General features: G+C 71.8%; 14 protein-coding genes. 8 read left to right on the top strand and 6 right to left on the bottom strand.

The window, feature by feature from the left end:
- Nucleotides 1-13: 13 nt before the first annotated feature.
- The 7 genes from ACS5PV_RS26940 to ACS5PV_RS26970 all read left to right on the top strand — a co-directional run bounded on the left by ACS5PV_RS26940 (nucleotide 14) and on the right by ACS5PV_RS26970 (nucleotide 12,901).
- Nucleotides 14-2,308 carry a hybrid sensor histidine kinase/response regulator gene (locus tag ACS5PV_RS26940; RefSeq protein WP_455398410.1) on the top strand — a complete coding sequence of 765 codons (2,295 nt, stop codon included), beginning with the start codon at nucleotides 14-16 and terminating at the stop codon, nucleotides 2,306-2,308.
- A gap of 17 nt (nucleotides 2,309-2,325) precedes the next feature.
- On the top strand, nucleotides 2,326-3,375 hold the full coding sequence (cheB, locus tag ACS5PV_RS26945; RefSeq protein ID WP_455398474.1) for a chemotaxis-specific protein-glutamate methyltransferase CheB: 1,050 nt from the start codon (nucleotides 2,326-2,328) through the stop codon (nucleotides 3,373-3,375).
- Entirely contained in the window at nucleotides 3,372-5,090 is a 1,719-nt protein-coding gene (locus ACS5PV_RS26950; RefSeq protein ID WP_455398411.1) for a response regulator, read from the top strand. Before cheB ends, ACS5PV_RS26950 begins: the two co-directional genes overlap by 4 nt.
- A 23-nt stretch (nucleotides 5,091-5,113) precedes the next feature.
- Complete coding sequence (locus ACS5PV_RS26955; protein ID WP_455398412.1) at nucleotides 5,114-6,991, top strand: response regulator; 1,878 nt, start codon at nucleotides 5,114-5,116, stop codon at nucleotides 6,989-6,991.
- Between the two features lie 431 nt (nucleotides 6,992-7,422).
- Entirely contained in the window at nucleotides 7,423-8,649 is a 1,227-nt protein-coding gene (locus ACS5PV_RS26960) for an efflux RND transporter periplasmic adaptor subunit (RefSeq protein ID WP_455398413.1), read from the top strand.
- 45 nt (nucleotides 8,650-8,694) lie between these two features.
- Nucleotides 8,695-11,868: an efflux RND transporter permease subunit gene (locus tag ACS5PV_RS26965; RefSeq protein ID WP_455398414.1), complete on the top strand. Its 3,174-nt coding sequence runs from the start codon at nucleotides 8,695-8,697 to the stop codon at nucleotides 11,866-11,868.
- Between the two features lie 97 nt (nucleotides 11,869-11,965).
- A complete protein-coding gene (locus ACS5PV_RS26970) occupies nucleotides 11,966-12,901 on the top strand; it encodes a helix-turn-helix domain-containing protein (protein WP_455398415.1) in 936 nt (311 codons plus the stop codon).
- Nucleotides 12,902-12,997: 96 nt separating this feature from the next.
- Here the strand turns inward: ACS5PV_RS26970 and ACS5PV_RS26975 are convergent, their stop codons facing one another.
- A complete protein-coding gene (locus tag ACS5PV_RS26975) occupies nucleotides 12,998-13,429 on the bottom strand; it encodes a CBS domain-containing protein (protein ID WP_093568120.1) in 432 nt (143 codons plus the stop codon).
- Nucleotides 13,430-13,599: 170 nt separating this feature from the next.
- A complete protein-coding gene (locus tag ACS5PV_RS26980; protein WP_455398416.1) occupies nucleotides 13,600-14,418 on the bottom strand; it encodes a rhomboid family intramembrane serine protease in 819 nt (272 codons plus the stop codon).
- A gap of 495 nt (nucleotides 14,419-14,913) precedes the next feature.
- On the opposite strand from ACS5PV_RS26980, the gene ACS5PV_RS26985 reads away from it, so the two are divergent.
- Complete coding sequence (locus ACS5PV_RS26985; RefSeq protein WP_455398417.1) at nucleotides 14,914-15,516, top strand: PAS domain-containing protein; 603 nt, start codon at nucleotides 14,914-14,916, stop codon at nucleotides 15,514-15,516.
- 104 nt (nucleotides 15,517-15,620) lie between these two features.
- On the opposite strand, the gene ACS5PV_RS26990 is transcribed toward ACS5PV_RS26985, so the two are convergent.
- From ACS5PV_RS26990 to ACS5PV_RS27005, 4 genes are all read right to left on the bottom strand, one after another.
- On the bottom strand, nucleotides 15,621-15,845 hold the full coding sequence (locus tag ACS5PV_RS26990; RefSeq protein WP_455398418.1) for a Fic family protein: 225 nt from the start codon (nucleotides 15,843-15,845) through the stop codon (nucleotides 15,621-15,623).
- A gap of 160 nt (nucleotides 15,846-16,005) precedes the next feature.
- On the bottom strand, nucleotides 16,006-16,689 hold the full coding sequence (locus ACS5PV_RS26995) for a hypothetical protein (RefSeq protein WP_455398419.1): 684 nt from the start codon (nucleotides 16,687-16,689) through the stop codon (nucleotides 16,006-16,008).
- 141 nt (nucleotides 16,690-16,830) lie between these two features.
- On the bottom strand, nucleotides 16,831-17,202 hold the full coding sequence (locus ACS5PV_RS27000) for a hypothetical protein (protein ID WP_455398420.1): 372 nt from the start codon (nucleotides 17,200-17,202) through the stop codon (nucleotides 16,831-16,833).
- Between the two features lie 63 nt (nucleotides 17,203-17,265).
- Complete coding sequence (locus tag ACS5PV_RS27005) at nucleotides 17,266-19,188, bottom strand: alpha/beta hydrolase domain-containing protein (RefSeq protein WP_455398421.1); 1,923 nt, start codon at nucleotides 19,186-19,188, stop codon at nucleotides 17,266-17,268.
- Nucleotides 19,189-19,327 lie beyond the last annotated feature (139 nt).

Consider the following 19,327-nt stretch of genomic DNA (forward strand, 5'->3'; position numbering starts at 1 on the left):
TCGCACGGCTCCGATGGACGATATCCGCCAGCTTCTCCTCGCGGCCTTCGACGCCGAGCACCGCGAGCATCTCGCGGCGATCCGGGCGGCGCTCGCCGAGGCCGAGGCGGGCCGGCCGGCGGACTGGAACGACGTGTTTCGCCGCGCCCACAGCCTGAAGGGGGCGGCCCGCGCCGTCGACCTGCCGGCGGTGGAGGAGGTCGCCCACCGGCTGGAGGCCCTGTTCGACCGGGTGGTGCAGGGCCGCGGCGGCCTCGACCGGAGGACCGCGGACGTCGTCGACCTCGCCCTCGACCGGATCGAGGGGCTGGTCGCAGGCCTCGCCGACGACCCCGAGCCGGCAGCACCTTCCGATGCCATCGCGGCGCTCGATGCCTGCCTGTCCGGCGCGCCGATCCCGGAGGCCGGACCGGACGCCAATTCGGGCGCCCAAGCGGCCGTCGCGCCGGAGGCCCGCCCCGAGCCGGCGCCCGAGCGAGCCCCCGAGCCGGGCTCCCAGGACCACGCCGTCTCCTACCTGCGCATCGCCAGCGACCAGGTCGAGAGCCTGTCGAAGGCGGTGCACGACCTCACCGCCGTGCTCCAGGGCCAGGACGCGATCGGGGCTGCGGTGACGGGCCTCGAATCCGGGGCGCGCACCCTGCGCCGCAGCGTCGATTCGGTGCAGGGGCGCACCGGCGAGATGGTGGCGCTCGCCCGGCGCCTGCGCGAGGCCGGCGATCCGGCCGGCATCGCCCTCGACGGGTTCGTCGACCGGGTGCGGCGCCTCGACGGCGAGCTGAGGAGCGTGATCCGCGGCATCTCGGGCCTCGCCCGGGGGCAGAGCCGCAGCACCGGCGCGGTGGACGGCGCCCTGCGGCGCCTGCGCGACGACGCCGACCGCCTGCTGCTGGTCCCGGCCGAGACGGTGTTCGGCGGCTACGGCCGGATGGTGCGGGAGATCGCCCGCGAGGCCGGGTTGGCCGTGGAGGTGCGGCTCCACGGCCTCGACCTCCAGGTCGACCGCGGCCTGCTCCAGGCCCTCAAGGACCCGGTGCTGCACGCCCTGCGCAACACGATCAGCCACGGTGCCGAGAGTCCCGAGGCGCGCCGCGCCGCCGGCAAGCCGGAAGCCCTGTCGGTCACCCTCTCGGTGGCCTCCAAGGGCGCCCAGCTCGTCGTGACGATCCGCGACGACGGCCGCGGGCCGGACCTCGCCCGCATCCTCGAGACCGGCCGGCGCCAGGGCCTGGTGGCGCCCGGGCCCGAGCCCGGCCGGGACGAGATCCTGGACCTCGTCTTCTCTCCGGGCTTCTCGACCGCGGCCGCGATCGACCGGATCGCCGGGCGCGGCATGGGCCTGTCGGTGGTGGCGGAGGCCGCGCGGGCGTTGCGCGGCCGGGCGACCTTGCGGCCGGCGGACGCCCACGGCACCGAGGTGACCATCACCGTTCCGCTGTCGGCCGCGCGCCAGCCGGTGCTGCTGGTCGAGGCGGCGCTGCGGCCCGGCGAGGCGGCCCAGACCTTCGGCCTGCCGAGCGGCAGCGTGGCCCAGCTCCTGCGCCTCGCCGAGCGCGACCTCGCGTCCGTGGCGGGCGAGCCGGCGGCACGGATCAAGCAGGGGGGACGGGACGTTGTCGTGCCGCTCGTTCCCCTCGCGTCGCTCCTCGGATCCGGTGTTGCCCCCCTTCCCCTCCGCGACGGCCTCGTCCGCGCCGTCCTGCTGCGCTGCGGCCCGACCACCTGCGCCGTCGCCGTCGACCGGCTGCTCGACGTGCGCGTCCTCCTCGTCGGTCCGGCCCCGCCCTTCGGCGGCGATCCCGCGCTGATGTCCGGCACCGTCATGCTCGCCGACGAGACCCCGGCCCTGGTGCTCGACCCCGAGGGCCTGTGCGCCCGGTCCCGCAGCGGCGGGCTGGTGGCGGCCCCGGCGGCGACACCCGAGCGCCGGGCGAGGCGGGTTCCGACCGTGCTCGTCGTCGACGATTCGATCACCACCCGGACGCTGGAGAAGAGCATCCTGGAGGCCCACGGCTACCGGGTCTTCGTCTGCATCGACGGCCAGGATGCCCTCGACCGGCTGCGCCGCGACGGGGCCGACGTCGACCTCGTGGTCGCCGACGTCGAGATGCCGCGCCTCGACGGGTTCGGCCTGCTCCAGGCGGTCAAGGCCGATCCGGGCTTGACGCGGCTGCCGGTGATCCTGATGACCTCCCGCGGCGATCCCGCCGACATCCGCCGGGGCCTCGATCTCGGGGCCGACGCCTATATCACCAAGCAGAAGTTCGACCAGCGCGAGCTTCTCGACACGATCGGTCAGCTGCTGTGAGCGCCCCCGTCCGCGTCATGCTGGTGGAGGATTCGCTGGTGGTGCGCCAGCTCCTCGCCCACATCGTCAGCCGCGACCCGCGGCTCGCCCTCGTCGCGGCGGTGGCCTCCGGCGAGGAGGCCCTGCGCGAGATCCACCGGGTCCAGCCCGACGTGATCTCGATGGACATCCGCCTGCCGGGCATCGACGGGCTGGAGACCACCCGGCGGATCATGGCCGAGCGCCCGACCCCGATCGTGGTCGTCGCCGACGCGGTCGAGGATTCCTCGCTCAAGATCTCGATGAACGCCCTGCGGGCCGGGGCCCTGAGCGTGGTCGAGAAGCCGGTCGGCACCGGCAACCGCGCCTACGAGGCGATCTCGGACCAGATCTGCACCCAGCTGCGCATCATGAGCCAGGTGCCGGTGATCCGGCGCCGGCCGATCGGGTCCGAGCGCCTGGCGCCGCGGGACGAGGCGCGCGGGCCGACCCCGCAGATCCCTGCGACGCAGGCCCCGAGCGTGCTGGCGGTCGCCGCCTCGACCGGCGGTCCGCCGGCCTTCGCCAAGCTGCTGGGCGCCCTGCCGGCGGACTTCCCGCTGCCCGTGCTCCTCGTCCAGCACATGGGTGCGGCCTTCATGGAGGGCTTCGCCGACTGGCTGAACGGCGTCGTGCCGCTCAGCGTCGTCATCGCCGGCGAGGGCGTGCGGCCCCAACCCGGCCACGTCTACGTCGCGCCCGGCGACCGCCACCTGGCGCTCGGGCCCGGCGGGCTCCTGACCCTCCTCGACGAGCCGCCGCTCGGCGGCCAGCGCCCCTCGGCCACGGTCCTGTTCCGCTCGGTCGCGCGGATCGCCGGGCCGCGGGGCTTCGGCGTGCTCCTCACCGGCATGGGCGAGGACGGCGCCGCCGGCCTCCTCGACATGCACCGCGCGGGTGCGGCCACCATCGCCGAGCACGAGAGCTCCGCGGTCGTCTACGGCATGCCGGCGGCGGCGGTGCGCCTCAAGGCCGCCGGCAGCGTGCTCCCCCTCGACCTGATCGCGCCGCGGATCCTGCGGGCGGTGCAGCCGGGCCTTCCGGCGTGACCGCAGCCGCCCCGCCCCGCATCCTCCTGGTCGAGGATTCCGAGACCCAGGCGCTGCAACTGCGCCTGTTCCTGGAGCGCAACGGCTTCTCGGTCGCGCGCCACGCCACGGCCGAGGCCGCGCTGGAGGCGATGAACCACGGCCTGCCCGACCTCGTGGTGGCCGACTACCACCTGCCGGGAATGAACGGCGACGAGCTGACCCGGCAGATGCGCCTCGCGATGCGCACCCGGGCGACGCCGGTGCTGATGCTGACCGAGGCGAGCGGGCGCGACATCGAGCGCCAGGGGCTGGAGAGCGGCGCCGACGCCTACGTGCCGAAATCCGCCGACCGCGACCTCCTGCTCCTGCGCATCCGCGCGCTCCTGCGCGAGCGCGCCGCCGTGCCGGAGGACGAGCCGGGCCGCCCGGCGAGCTTTCGCCGCGCCCGCATCCTCGTCGTCGACGGCTCGGCGACCTTCCGCGCCTACCTCTCGGCCCTGCTCGCCCAGGAGGGCCACGAGGTCGTCGCCGCCGACGGGCCCGACCGGGCGATGGCGGCGCTCGAAGCCCCCGGCGAGGGCTTCGACTGCGTCACGGTCGATCTTCTGGGCACCGGTTTCGACGCCATCGCGCTCTGCCGCCGGATCGACGCGTTCCGGGGGGCCGCCACGGGTGCGGGGGCGCCGGGCTTCTACCTCGTCGGGATCGGCTCGGCGGCCTCCTCCAGCAAGGACCTGCTCGTCGAGGCGTTCTCGGCCGGGGCCGACGACGTGGTGGCGAAGGGGGCGGATGCCGACCTGCTGGCGATCCGGGTGCGCACGCTGGTGCGCCGCAAGCTCCTGGACGAGGACGACCGCCGCGTCGCCGACGAGGTGCGCCGGCACGCGCTCGCCGCCGAGCGTGCCAAGGCCGAGGCCACCGCGGCGGAGGCGAAGGCCGCGCTCGCCGGCGCCCTGGCGCAGGCCAACCACGACCTCGAACAGGCCAACCACCGCCTCAAGGACACGCAAGCCAAGCTCGTCCAGGCCGCCAAGATGGCCTCGCTCGGCGAGCTGGTCGCCGGCATCGCCCACGAGATCAACAACCCGCTCGCCTTCCTCCTCGCCCACCAGGGCACGGTCGAGCGGCTGGTCGGCGAGGTGGCGGGCGCGGTGCCGGAGGGAACGCCGGCCCGACGCGCCCTCGACAAGGCCCGCGACCGGGTCGGGTCGATGCGCCTCGGCCTGTCGCGGATCCAGGACCTCGTCGTTAACCTGCGCAAGTTCTCGCGCCTCGACGAGGGCGAGATGCAGACCGTCGACGTGCCGGACGCGATCGAGAACGTGCTGGCGCTGCTCCAGCACAAGCTCGGCACCCGCATCACGGTGCGCAAGGAATTCGCCGGCGCGCCCGAGATCCGCTGCTCGCCGGCCCTGCTCAACCAGGTGGTGATGAACATCCTCGGCAACGCCGCCGACGCGATCCCCGGCGACGGCACGATCACGATCGAGACCGCGATCCGCGACGAGAACGACGTGATCCGGATCTGCGACAGCGGCCCGGGCGTGCCGGAGCACTTGCGCGAGCGGATCTTCGAGCCGTTCTTCACCACGAAGCCGGTCGGATCCGGCACCGGGCTCGGTCTCGCCATTGCCTACAGCGTCGTGCAGGCGCATAGCGGACAATTATCCGTGGAATCGTCGCCGGAGGGAGGGGCCTGCTTCGTGATCAGCATTCCGAGGCGGGCCGCATGACCATGGGTGCGACGGACAGACCGATGACCCCTGCCGTGCGCGGGACGATCCTGGCGGTCGACGACGAGCCGGACATCCTCGTCGCCCTTGAGGACCTGTTCGAGGACGAGTACCGGGTGCTCACCACCAGCCAGCCGGCCGAGGCCCTGGAGCTGATCGCCGCCGAGCCCGACATCGACGTGATCCTCTCCGACCAGCGCATGCCGGGCCTCACCGGCGACGCGCTGCTCGCCCGGGCGCGCGAGATCTCGGACGCGCAGGCGATCCTGCTCACCGGCTACGCCGACATCTCGGCGGTGGTCTCGGCGCTCAACCGCGGCGGCATCACCGGCTACGTCACCAAGCCCTGGGACCCGGCGCTCCTGCGCAACGCGGTGCGCGGCGCCTACGAGCGCCACCGCCTCGCCCGGGAGCTCGCCACCGAGCGCGCGCTCCTGTGCGGCCTCCTCGACCATTCGGGCGACGCGATCGCCTTCAAGGATACCGACGGGCGCTTCCTGCGCCTCAACGCCCGCATGGCGCAGCGCCTCGGCGCCCCATCCGCCGAATCCTGCCTCGGCCGCACGGAGGCGGAGATCCTCGGCTCCGCGGCGGGCGAGGTGGAGGCCGCCGACCGGGCGGCGATCGAATCCGGCGCGCCGACCGAGACGGTGGCGGCGAGCGGGCCGGAGGCGGCCCCGACCTGGAACCAGGTCACCCGGGTGCCGATCCGCGACACGGCCGGCGCGGTCGTCCACCTCGCGGTGATCGCCCGCGACATCACCGAGCAGCGCCTGCTCGAGACGCGGCTGCGCCAGGCCGATAAGATGCAGGCGCTCGGAACCCTCGCCGGCGGCGTCGCGCACGACTTCAACAACCTGCTCACCGCGATCCTCGGCAGCCTGGAGCTCGCCCTGCCGAAGGTGGCGGGCGACGCGCGCCTGTCGCGGCTGATGACCAACGCCGCCCAGGCGGCGCAGCGCGGCGCGGCGCTGACGAAGCGCCTCCTCACCTTCAGCCACCGCCGCGACCTCCAGGCCCGCACGGTCGACCTCAACGCGGTGATCCGCGGCATGGACGACCTGCTCGGGCGCAGCCTGGGGGGCTTCGTCCAGGTCGAGCGCGCCTTGAGCGAGGATCTGTGGCCGGCCAAGGTCGATCCCGACCAGCTCGAACTCGCGATCCTCAACCTCTGCATCAACGGCCGCGACGCGATGCCGGAGGGCGGCATCGTCGCCCTCTCGACTCGCAACGAGACGGTGCAGGGCAGCACCGACCCGAACCTCAAGGACGGCGACTACGCGGTGATCGCGATCCGCGACACCGGCACCGGCATCCCGCCGGAGATCTTGGGCAGAGTGTTCGAGCCGTTCTTCACCACCAAGGGCGTCGGCCAGGGCACGGGCTTAGGCCTCGCCATGGTGTTCGGCCTCGTCCAGCAATCGGGCGGCACGATCCGCATCGACAGCGCGGTCGGGCACGGCACCACCGTGCTCCTCTACCTGCCGCGCTCGCACGAGGCGGTCGAGGCGGCGCCCGCAACCCAGGCCTCACCGGCGCCCGCGCCGCGCCGGGCCCGCGTGCTGGTCGTCGACGACGATCCGCAGGTGCGCCACGTCACCGCCTCGTTCCTCAACGGCTTCGGCTACGACGAGGTCGAGGTGCCGAGCGGCGAGGCGGCGCTGGAGCGGCTCACCGCGGAGCGGTTCGACATCGTCGTCGCCGACCTGGCGATGCCGGGCATGAGCGGCCTCGACCTCGCCGAGGCGGTGCGCGGGCGCTTCCCCGCCCTGCCCTTCCTGCTCGTCACCGGCCACGCCGAGGCGGCGCGGATCCCGGCGGATTTCTCGGTGCTGGAGAAGCCGTTCCACTCCGCCGACCTCGCGGCGCGGGTGGCGCGCCTGCTCGATCCGAAGGCGTGACCTGACCTGGGAAGTATAAGGCGCGGGTCCCCCCTCTCCCGTGCGGGAGAGGGGCCGGGGGATCGAAGATCCCGCGTGAGGGTGACACGCTTCAGTATGCGGCACTGAGCGTCGTGCTGGCAGCTCAGCACTCGGCACTTTACTCGGAAGCGTAGCACCCTCACCCCTACCCCTCTCCCACACGGGAGAGGGGATCCCGCGCCATATCTTCCAAGATTTTTTATACGACGCCGGGGCGACCTTGCTTCCGGCATCCTCTGACACCCGCGCCCAAGTGTATCGCCGGCAACACAGCCGGCGGGCATTCCGTCGCGCCCGCGCGTCATTCATGCTTGTGTCAGCAAGGTTTGCTAAGTGTTGCCTGCGCGTTGCCGATCGGTCATCCCCGTCGCGCCGCAGCGGCGCGCCTGCCGACGAAGAGTGTGACGAACATGCCCCGGACGCTGAGACCGATCAGCCAAGTCGTCGTCCTGGCCGTCGTGGCCGCAGGCGCGGTCTTCGCCTATGCCACGCTGCGGCAGGGCCACCGCCAAGAGCCGATCACCGCGTTCGCGGACGTGCCGGCCCGGCAGCAGGGCTCGAAGGGCTTCACCCTCACCCCGTCGCAGCTCGCGACCGTGTCGAGCGAGCCGGTGGTCAAGCGCCGCTTCTTCGAGGAGATCGCCACCGAGGGCAAGATCGGGGTCGACGAGTACCAGGCGACGCCGGTCTTCTCGCCCTATCCCGGCCGCGTCATCGCGATCTTCGCCCGCACCGGCGAGCAGGTGAAGCGCGGCCAGCCGCTGTTCTCGGTCCAGGCCAACGAGATGGTGCAGGCCCAGAACGACTACCTCGCCGCCCTCAACGTGCTGAACAAGAGCCGCTCGCAGCTCAGCTTCGCCCAGGCCGCCGAGAAGCGCCAGCGCGACCTGTTCGAGACCCGCGCCACTACCTTGCGCGAATTGCAGGTGGCCCAGAACGACCTCACCACCGCCACCAACGACAACCGCACCGCCGAGGTCGGGCTCGAGGCGGTGCGCAACCGCCTGCGGATCTTAGGGCTTCGCGACGAGGAGATGGCGGCGCTCCAGAAGGGCTCGGCGATCAACCCCGACACGCCGATCAACGCGCCGCTCAGCGGCACCATCATCCAGCGCAAGATCGGCCCGGGCCAGTATGTCGGGTCGAGCGGCGAGCCGTCCTACATCATCGGCGATCTGTCGAAGGTGTGGCTGGTGGCGCAGCTGCGCGAGGCCGACGCCGCCAAGGTCGAGATGGACGAGAAGGTGACCTTCCGCGTGCCGGCCCATCCCGAGCGCGAGTTCGTCGGCCGGATCAACTTCATCGGCACCTCGGTCGACCCGACGACCCGGCGCATCACCGTGCGGGCCGAGATCGACAACCGCCAGGGCCTGCTCAAGCCCGAGATGTACGCGAGCGTGCGCATCATCAACGAGCGCGAGACCCTGTCCCACGCCGTGCCCCGCGCCGCCGTGATCCTGGAGGGCAACAAGGCCAGCGTCTGGGTACTGCGGGCCGACAACTCGGTCGAGAGCCGGCCGATCCGGGCCGGCATCGTCGACGGCTCCACCGTCGAGATCCTCGACGGGTTGAAGGAGGGCGAGCGGGTGATCTCCCGCGGCTCGCTCTTCATCGACCGGATGTCGACCCAGAGCTGACGCGCGCGCCGCCCACAGATCCCGCTCTCTTTCGGATAAACGGCCATGACCGGCATCGTCGGCCTCGCCCTGCGCCAGCGCGCCCTCGTCGTCCTGGCCTTCGTGGCCCTGATGCTCGGCGGGCTCGCGGCGTTCCAGAGCCTCAACATCGAGGCCTATCCCGACCCGACGCCGCCGATGGTGAACGTCATCACCCAGGCGCCGGGCCTCTCGGGCGAGGAGATCGAGCGCTACATCACGGTGCCGATCGAGGTGATCACCTCGGGCCTGCCCGACCTCAAGCAGGTCCGCACCGTCTCGCTCTACGGCCTGTCCGACGTGAAGCTGCAATTCGGCTTCGCCAACAGCTACCGCGAGGCCGAGCAGCAGGTGCTCAACCGGCTGGGGCAGCTCGACGCGCTGCCGAACGGCGCCAAGCCGACGATCTCGCCGGTGAGCCCGATCGGCGAGATCTTCCGCTACAAGCTCGTCGCGCCGGAGGGCTACAGCGTCCTCGACCTCAAGACGCTCCAGGACTGGGTGCTGCGCAAGCGCTTCCGCGCCGTGCCGGGCGTCATCGACGTGATCGGCTGGGGCGGCAAGACCAAGACCTTCGAGATCGGCGTCGACCTCGACCGGCTGATGGCCTACGGCCTGACCCTGTCGGGCTTGGTCAAGACCCTCAACGACAGCAACCTCAACGTCGGCGGCAACCGCATCACCCTGGGCAGCCAGTCGGCGGTGGTGCGCGGCGTCGGCCTGATCCGCTCGGTCGACGACATCGGCGAGACGGTGCTGACCCAGTCCGGCGGCGCGCCGGTGCTGGTGAAGGACGTCGCCACCATCACCATCGGCCACCAGCCGCGGCTCGGCATCGCCGGCATGAACGAGGACGACGACATCGTCCAGGGCATCGTCCTGATGCGCCGCGGCGAGCGCTCGACCCCGTCGATCGAGGCGGTGAAGGCGGAGGTCGCGCGGATCGAGGCCGCCGGCATCCTGCCGCCCGGCGTCAAGATCGAGCGCATCTACGACCGCGCCGACCTCATCGCCGTCACCACCCACACGGTGCTCCACAACATGATGGTCGGCATCCTGCTGATCCTGGTGGTGCAGTGGCTGTTCCTCGGCAACCTGCGCAGCGCACTGATCGTCGTCGCGACGATTCCGTTCGCGCTGTTCTTCGCGGTCATCATCCTGGTGGTACGGGGCGAATCGGCGAACCTGCTGTCCGTCGGGGCGCTCGATTTCGGCCTGATCGTCGACGGCACCGTCATCATGGTCGAGGCGATCTTCCGGCGGCTGTCCGGCCACGGGCCGCCCCTGCCTCCCGGCCTCGTCGGCGCCCGGGGCATGCCGCGCAAGCTCGGGCTGATCGCGCTCGCCTCCTCCGACGTCAGCCGCTCGATCGTGTTCGCCGCGGTCATCATCGTCACCGGCTTCCTGCCGCTCTTCACCCTGTCGGGCGTCGAGGGCAACATCTTCGGGCCGATGGCCCAGACCTACGCCTACGCGCTGCTAGGGGGCCTCATCGCCACCTTCACGGTGACGCCGGTCCTCTCGGCCTACCTGCTGCCCGAGCACATCGACGAGGTCGAGACGATCCTGGTGCGGACCCTCGACCGGCTCTACCGGCCGGTGATCCGGGCCGCGCTTAGCCATCGCACCCTGACGCTCGGCCTCTCCGCCCTGATCTTCGCCGGCGTCGCGGTGGAGGGGCGCAACCTCGGCCTCGAATTCCTGCCGAAGCTCGAGGAGGGCAACCTCTGGATCCGCGCCACCATGCCGGCGACGATCTCGCTGGAGGAGGGCAACACCTACGTCAACCGCATCCGCCGGGTGATCGCCGAGGTGCCGGAGGTCGAGCGGGTGGTCTCGCAGCACGGCAGGCCCGACGACGGCACCGACGCCGCCGGCTTCTTCAACGGCGAGTTCTTCGCGCCCTTGAAGCCCGCCGAGCAGTGGCGCGAGGGCATCACCAAGGACGCGATGACCGGCGCCCTGCTGGAGCGGCTGCGCACCGAGTTCCCGGGCGTCGAGTTCAACCTGTCGCAGTACCTCCAGGACAACGTCGCCGAGGCGGTCTCGGGCATCAAGGGCGAGAACTCGTTCAAGGTGTTCGGGCCCGACCTGCAGAAGCTCACCGACGTGGCGCGCCAGGTCGAGGCGACCCTGAAGCGGGTGCCCGGCGTCACCGATCTCGGCGTCTTCACCTCGCTCGGCCAGCCGACGGTGCAGATCAACGTCGACCGGGTGCGCGCCGCCCGCTACGGCCTGACGCCGGGCGACATCAACACCACGGTGCGCACCGCGGTCGGCGGCGACGCGGCGGGCGAGCTCTACGACACCGGCAGCGAGCGCCACTACCCGATCATCGTGCGCCTCGCCTCGCAGTACCGCCAGAGCGTCCGCGCGATCCGCGAACTGCGCATCGCCGGCCAGACCCAGGGCGGCGCGATGGTCCAGATCCCGTTGAGCGCCGTCGCCGACGTCGAGCTGGTGTCGGGGCCCGCCTACATCTACCGCGAGGGCCAGGAGCGCTACCTCCCGGTCAAGTTCAGCGTGCGCGACCGCGACCTCGGCAGCACCATCATCGAGGCCCGCGAGCGGGTGGCGCAGGAGGTGACGCTGCCGCCGGACTACCGGCTGGAGCTCGTCGGCGAGTTCAACAACATGCAGGGCGCGCTCGCCCGCCTCTCCGTCACGGTGCCGCTGGCGATCCTGCTGATCGCGGTGCTGCTGTTCGTGAATTTCGGCTCGCTCGTCGACACGCTGCTCGCGCTCAGCGTGATCCCGATGGCGGTGGCCGGCGGCATCGTGGCGCTTGCCGTCACCGAGACGCCGTTCTCGGTCTCGGCGGCGATCGGCTTCATCGCGCTGCTCGGCATCGCGGTGATGGACGGCATCATCGTGCTCACCCACTACAACGGGCTGATCGCCCGCGGCGAGGCGCGGGCGGAGGCGATGCTGAAGACCTGCTACACCCAGATGCGCCCGGTGGTGATGACCTGCGTCGTCGCCGGCGTCGGCCTCCTGCCCGCCGCCTTCTCGCAGGGCGTCGGCTCGCAGGTGCAAAAACCCCTGGCGCTGGTGGTGGTCGGCGGGATGAGCCTGGCGCCGATCCTGATCCTGATCATCCTGCCGGTGCTGATCCTGCTGTTCTCGCGGCGGCGGCCGGCGGTGGTGCCCGTGCCGGCGGAGCCGGGCGCGCCGGCACCGGCCGGGGTGGCGATGCATTGACCGGGCGCGGGCGTTCGTCGCCCGTGTCCCGAACAGGGCTGGCCAGCCGCGCGGCAGGAGCTAACATTCTCCGGCCTGCCGACGAGTGGACTTGCCCGTGAGCGTCGTACCCCGGTCCCTCTTCACGACGGACAGCCTGCCCGAGCGCGACCGTTTCGACGCCTGGCGCAGCCTGTTTGCGGCGCACGCCCTCGACGCCGACCCGATCGGGTTCTCGGGCCGCATCGAGACGACCCTGGTCGGGCCGATGGCCTTGCGCGTGATGAACGCCGCCCCCCAGGGTCCAGCCCGCTCCCGATCCCAGATCCAGCGCGACGGCCAGGACGGCTTCGTCCTGCATCTGAGCCGGCACGCCTACAGCGTCGAGACCGAGCACGGCGTCACGGACGTTCCGGCCGGCGCCGTCAGCCTCAACGACCTGTCGCAGCCTTATCGCCGCAGCCGGGTGCCGGAGACGGGCTCGCTGATCCTCGCCTTGCCGCGCTCGTCCCTCGCCGCCCTGCTGCCCGACGAGGAGGCGTTGCACGGGTTGATCCTGAACGGCGGCGCCGGCCGCCTCCTGGCCGATCACCTGCGGAGCCTCGCCGCGCACAGCCACGCGATCACGACGCTGGACGCGGCCCACATCGCCCAGGCCACGCTCCACATGGTCGCGGCCTGCGCCCGCCCGAGCCTGGAGGCCGCCGAACGCGCCGGCCCGCCACTCGACGCCGCCCGCCTGCGGACCGCGAAGCAATTCCTGCGCGGCCATCTCTGCACGCCCTTGCGGATCGAGGCGATGGCCAAGGCGCTCGGCATGTCGCGCTCGCAGCTCTACCGCCTGTTCGAGCCGGACGGCGGAATCGCGCGCTACCTGGCGCGCCAGCGCCTCGCGGCGATCCGGATGGCGCTCGACGACCCCCTGGAGCGCCGATCCATCGGCGAGATCGGCGAGGCCTACGGCTTCGGCACCAGCGCCCTCCTCAGCCGCGCGTTCCGGCAAGCCTACGGCGTGAGCCCGCGCGACTACCGGGCGTCCGTCGGACGGGGTTGAGGCGGCGGGCGTGAAGCCGATGGCCTCCTCGCGCGGGCTCCGCGACACGAGATCCGGACGCGATCTTCCGGATCTCGCATCAGCCGCCGGAAACCATCAGGCCGTCGCGATGTACTCGCGCAGGGCCCGGTGCTCGGCCTCGACCGACTCGATGCGGTGCTTGACGACGTCGCCGATCGACACGAGGCCGGCCAGGCGGCCGTCCTCGACCACCGGAACGTGGCGGAAGCGCCCGTCGGTCATCAGCTCCATCACCTCGTCGATGGCGGTGGCGCGGGTGCAGCACACCACCTTGGCGGTCATGTGCCGGGACACGGGCGCTTCGAGCGCCGCGCCGCCGCCGCGGACCACCGCCCGGATGATGTCGCGCTCCGAGAGCATGCCGAGGACGCTCTGACCGGCATCGCTCACCACCAGGGCGCCGATGCCCTTCTCGGTCAGGAGCGCCGCGGCCTCCGCCAGCGTGCGGTGGGGCTGCACGGTCACCACGGTGCGGCCCTTCTGCGACAGGATGCGCGCAACGGTCATCAACACCTCCCTGCTCGGGGCCCCGCCGGCCTCGTGGCGTTCCGGGCGGGGCGCTCGTTTCGGAGGGTCAGTGTGTGTCCGTGCGCCGATCGAGGCAAGCACCCCGGAGGTCGAAGGGAAACAATCTCCCGCGTGACCCGACGATTCCCCGGCGCAGGCCCTCGCCTGCCTCAGCGTCGCCCGAGCCGGTCGACCAGGGGCAGCAGCAGGAACCCGACGACGAACCCGCCGAGATGCGCGTCCCAGGCGACCGCGGAATCGCTCAGGCCGAGCGGCAGGGCGGCGAGGCCGAACAGCAGGTTGGTGACGAACCAGATCGCCAGGAACACCACCGCCGAGCGGTTGCGCAGGAGCTCGGGGATGGTCTGGAGCCGCGTCGGCACCGGGCGCTGCCACGGCACGGCGCCGGCGCCCGCCACCTCCGGCGGCTGGAAGGCGAAGCGCACCGCCGCCGCCATCAGCCCCGACACGCCGGCCGAGGCGCCGATCAGCGGCACGGTGCTCAAGGGGTCGATCAGCACGTGCAGGAAGCCGCCGGCCGCGGTCGAGACGAGCGCGATCAGCCCGTAGCGCCAGGCGCCGCAGCGCCGCGCCACCGGCGTGCCGAAGGCGGCGAGCCAGACGCTGTTGAGGAGCACGTGGGCCCAGGAGCCGTGCAGGAGCGCGTAGGTGACGAAGGTCCAGGGCATCGCGCCCGGATCGGCAACGAGATAGGCCGCGAAGGCCTTGCGCGCCTCGACCTCGAGGGCCCCTCCCCCCGAGGCGGCGGCGGCCCGGATCACGTCGGCGGCCCGGTCGGGATCGAGGGCGAGGGTCCAGCGCGCCGGCACCAGGGCGAGGTCGAGGAGGAGGGTGATGTCCCAGACGTCCGGCAGCACCTGCCGCACGGCGTGGATCAGCACCAGGATCCCGACCGAGGCGGTGACCACGGCGGGCATGTTGAACACCGGCACGCGCGGCGGTCGCGGGAGGTCGGGGGTGGCATCCATCCCGGCACCATTGCGGGCCCGGGGGCGGGACCGCAAGGGCGACCGCCGCCGCGGGCCCGGCACACGCCCGAAAAGAGGGCGCCGCACCCGAAAAAACACGGTCGCGCGACAAAAAAAGGGAGAGCGTCGCCGCTCTCCCCGGAAGAGGATGCCTCCGCGCCCGACCGCTGCGCGGCCGCACGCGAAACGCCGTCAGGACCGTGACGACGCGGGCCGGATCCGGCCCTCACCCCTTGGTACGCGGGCGGGCATAGGGTGGGTGCTCCACCCCTGCCAGCCCGAAATCACCATCGCCCACGACAATCGCGCAAGTGTGGGAGAAACACAACATTCATGACTTGGTAACCCTAATAAAACCTTACGCTCTCGCGCCTCGGCCGTTCGGCATACGGTCTGCTGAACCGAATCAGCTGAGTTGCTCGGCGTCCCGAAACGGGACGCCGGCCGGCAGCCCCTGGACCGCCCGACCCGACGCCCGTGCCAGACCGAGACGCCATGAAGCACCCGACGAGCCGCATGCTCCACGCCTACTGGAACGGCCTGCGCGGCGCCCGCGCCGCGCCGGAGCGGGGCGAGATCGAGCCCGGCGAGATCCGCCACGTGCTCGCCGACAGCCTGATCCTCGAGATCGACGCCCCCCGGCACGCCGCGACGGTGCGGCTCGCCGGCACCCGGCTGTGCGCGCTGTTCGGGGCCGAATTGCGGGGCCTCTCCTTCGCCGGCCTGTGGGGCGAGGCGCCGGCCGCCGATCCGTGGCGGCTCGTCGAGGCGGTGATCCAGGACACCACCGGCGTCGTGGTCGGCCTCGTCGGGGTGACGGAGGCCGGCGAGACGATCGACCTCGAATTGCTGCTCCTGCCCCTGCGCCACCGCGGCAAGACCCAGGCCCGGGTGATCGGCGCGCTGTCGCCGGCGGTGATCCCGACTTGGCTCGGCCTGCGCCCGATCGTGGCCCTGCGCACCGTGTCGCTGCGGATCCTCACCCCCGAGGCGAACGCCGCCGCCGCCCCGCTCGCCGCCCCCCCGCCCGCGGCCAACGACGAGCCGGGCTCCGAGCGGCGCAAGCGGTTCGTGGTGCATCGTGGCGGGCGGCTCTAGCACGACCTTGCGACGTCACCGCCCGCCGAACCTGCCACGGATCGCCACGGAAGGTCATCGCGGCGAGCGGGTGCGGCGGGACACGGGTGGACTTGTCGTACCGGTCAGAACCGCACGCGCGATCGCAGCATGGCGACCAATTCCATCGGGTCGGACTGCCGCAGAATCACGGCTTCGCAGAGACGACCGAGATCCTCGCCGTCATTCACGGCGTACTCGCCGCCGTTGCGTTCGATGAATTCCAAGGCGGCGAAGAACGCCGTGCGTTTGTTGCCCTGCTGAAAACAGTGGTTCTGGCCGATGCCTGCCAGGAAGCGCACGGCCAGCACGACGCGATCGTCCTCACCTTCGTAAGCTCAGGCATTGAGCGGCCGGGCGGCTGCGCTCTCGAGGCCGCCACGGCTCAGGACGTGGAAGGGCTCCGAGGTCCCGCTCAAGATCTCCTGGTTGATCGCCTCGATTTCATCCGCCGTGATCCAGATGGGAGGATCAGCGGGCAAGGTAGGCAGCCGTCTTCGGGAACTGCTTCAACCGGCGCGCCGTCCGTTCTCTGACGCCCTCGACGTCGGCCGGCCGGTGGAGGGCATTCTGCAGGTAGTCGGCCTTCCCATGCTCCTCCGGCAAAGAGACGGGCGCGAGGGCCTGGGATTCCACGAAACCGTCCAAGCGCGCCTTGGCCTCTCTGATCCGAGCCAGGAGTTTTTCGTATGTATCCGCCCGAGCCTTCGCCATCCGCTCGACGCGCCTGATCTCTCTGCGCACGAAGCGCCCGGTGTCGATTGAGATCTGACTCGCTTGCTCTGCCATCGGCAGGGCGCGGCGGATGCTTTCATCGTCCAACTCGGCAAAGGCCGTGCGGCCGGCCTCTACTTCCTTCAGCTGGTCCGCAAGATGGCCCGATAGTGATCGAAGCAATTCAAGAGGCTGCGAACGACATGCATCCTGGAGCAACGCATGCATCTCGGATATACCCCGCAGCACATCGGCGCGCCAAGATATGTAATCCTCGATCGGCGCATCCGTTGAGGCGCGAACCTGCTCCCTCAATTCCTCGATCGAGGCGCTGGACTTGAATTCCTGCGCAAGAAACATGGTCGTAGCTGCGCGCGGCTTACTCGTGACTGCGCTCTGCGCATACTCGAAGGCCGATATATCGAAGGCGGGCAAGCCCATCGGAGTCTCCTGCCGATCGGAATGTAGGGCGCAGGCCGCTCGTGATGCAATCCGACGTCTCGCCTCACCGCTTCGTCGCTGCTTTGGCCTGCTCGGCGATGTGCGCCGTGTTTCTCGCTCGGCTCCACGAGCGGATCAGGCTTATATCGCCCCGTCCCGCAGCCGGTCCCCGGCCGCGCCGTAGCCCGAGGCCGCCGCCGCCCGGTTGGCGATGCCGCGGCTCAGCGTCACCCATTCGAGGTCGTTGATCGCCTTGACCAGCCGCTCGCGTTCCGGCGCCTCGGCCTCGTCGCCGAACGACGCCTCGGCGAGGTTCACGGCGGCGATCAGGACCTGGTCGCGGCAATCCTCGATGCGGGGATCGCGCTCGACATGGCCGCGCACGTCGTCGTCGAAGCGCTTGATGACGGCCCAGGGCAGCGCCTCGGCGCTGCACCCCGACGGGTAGCCCCGGGCGACGAGCCGGGCTTGGGCCGCTGCCTCCCGGACGAGTTCGACGAGCTTGGCGGCCATGGCCTCTTCCTACCGGCACCTGCGGAGCGGGAACCCGCGAGATCGCCCGCGGGTCCCGGAGCGTCAGCGCGCCAGGCGCCCCTCCCCTGCCGCCTGCTCCATCTCGGCGGCATCCGCCGGCAGCAGCGTGCGCTCGGCCACCATCCGCTCGGCCGCGGCCTTCACCGCCGCCGCGTAGGCGCCTTCATCCGGGTAGCGCTCCTCCAGCGAGACCCGCGGATCGTTCGCGGCCTTGGCCGCCGCCCGCGTCTCGGGAAAGGCGAGGACGCCGCCCTTCTGGTTGCACAGGGTGTCGGCGGCGACGCCGCGGGTCGGGTTCCAGGCGGTGTAGGTCGCCCGCGGCGCCTCGATCAGCGGCAGGCGGATGCCCGCCAGCGTGTTGCCGTCGGGATCGACCTTCGGCAGCAGCACGGGATAGGTGCCGCGCACCACCGGCGGGTCGCCCTGCTCCACCCATTGCGCCGGGTTGTAGCGGCCCGCATAGGGCAGGCCGGGGATCGCCGGATAGAGATGGGCGGGCGATCCGAGCGTGCCGTCGGCCCGCGACGCGTAGCGGCTCGCCGGGGGCGCGATCCCGTCGGTGATCCAGGATTCGAGCGCGGCGAGGAGGGCGCGCGAGGCCGCCCCGGCATGGACCGGGCTCAGCGGCAGGGCGCAGGCCGGGTCGCTCGCGGTCCTGGCGTCGGGATCGGCGAAGTGCGGCGCGCCAGTCACCATGTAGACCCGGACCTCCGGCGGCTGGGGCAGGTCGGCGCCGCGCGTGTCGGTGGTCACGAGCGCGCCGCGCGAGCCCCACAGCTCGTACTCGCTGTCGACGTGCATCAGGCGCGGGCAGGTACTGGTCAAGCGGCAGCGCAGGAAGAGGCCGTCGCGCTTGCCCGTGAGCGCGTCGGTGGTGGTCGTGTAGGCGAAGGGGAACTGGTCGGCGGGGTAGTAGCGGTCGAGATGGGGGCCGGGATTGCGGCCGGGCTGGGCGAAGCGGGCATTGGTGAAGCTGCGCCGGCTGCCGGCGATGTGCGGCATCATCCCGTCGAACACCATCCGACCCTGCTCGTCCTCGTTGAGGCCGAGATAGAGCACGTCGCGCAGGACCCGGCCCGATTGCGAGATGCCGAAGCCCACCGCCCGGTCGATGGTGCTGCGGCCGTCCCGGGCGAGCGGGTTCCGGTCACCCGTCTCGTGGCGCAGGAAGGTCGCGACGTCGCGGATCGCCGCGAGTCCCATCCCCATCACCGCCGGGTCGCGGGCGGTGTAGCTCAGCTCGTAGAGCGCGCTGCCGTCGAACCCCGAAGGCCGCGTGATCTCGATGCGCTTGGGGTCGAGGTAGCGGAACGACAGGCCCGGCGGCGTGGTGCGCGGGTCCTCGGGGCGCGCCCGCACGGTGAGGCGGGCCTTGGCCGGGTCGAGATCGGCGGCGGGCCAGGTCAGGGGAGCGGTGATCGGCGAGGTGGTGTTGTCGAAGCTCCATTCCTCGCGCGATCGTCCGGTGACCCCGGCCACCACCGGCAGCCGGATGCCCATGCCGGCTCCCGGCGCGATGTCGCCCTGCCAGCCGATCCAGGCCAGCGTGTAGCCGCGCGACAGGAGGAAGCCCCGTCCGGCGTCGCCCGCCTGGTCGAGCCGGCCCGAGGCCTCGGTCGAGGAGCCCTCGACGAGGGGGCCGATCAGCTTGCGGCCGCGATTGGGGATCTCGACGAGCAGCAGCCCGTTCGGGCGCTCGGGGCGCAGCAGCACCACGTCGGCCACCGCCTCGACCCGGCCCTCGGCGTTGCGGGGCGCGAGCGCCAGATCGGCGATGACCGCGTTGTGGGGGTCGGCCGGGTCGAGGGCGATGGTCGCCCGGCCGGTGATCTTCTCGGCCTGGCCGCGCTCGCCGAAGCTGCGGCCCTGCAGGGCGGGCTTGTCCGCGGCCACGGTCTCGAACCGCGTCACCTCCGCCCCGGCCGGCCCGGCGGCGAGGCCGCATCCGAGCATCGCCAGGGCCATGGCCCTCGGCATCCTAAGCAGACTTGCGTTGGCAGGCCAACACTTCGTCAGCTTAGGCTCTTGTTTTGCCGCAGATTTTTGGCGCCGAACCGGCAACCGCTTCGGCGAAATCTGCTTAGTCATCGCTGGTCCTCCCGGC

It is taken from the genome of Methylobacterium sp. Gmos1 (assembly GCF_053764715.1).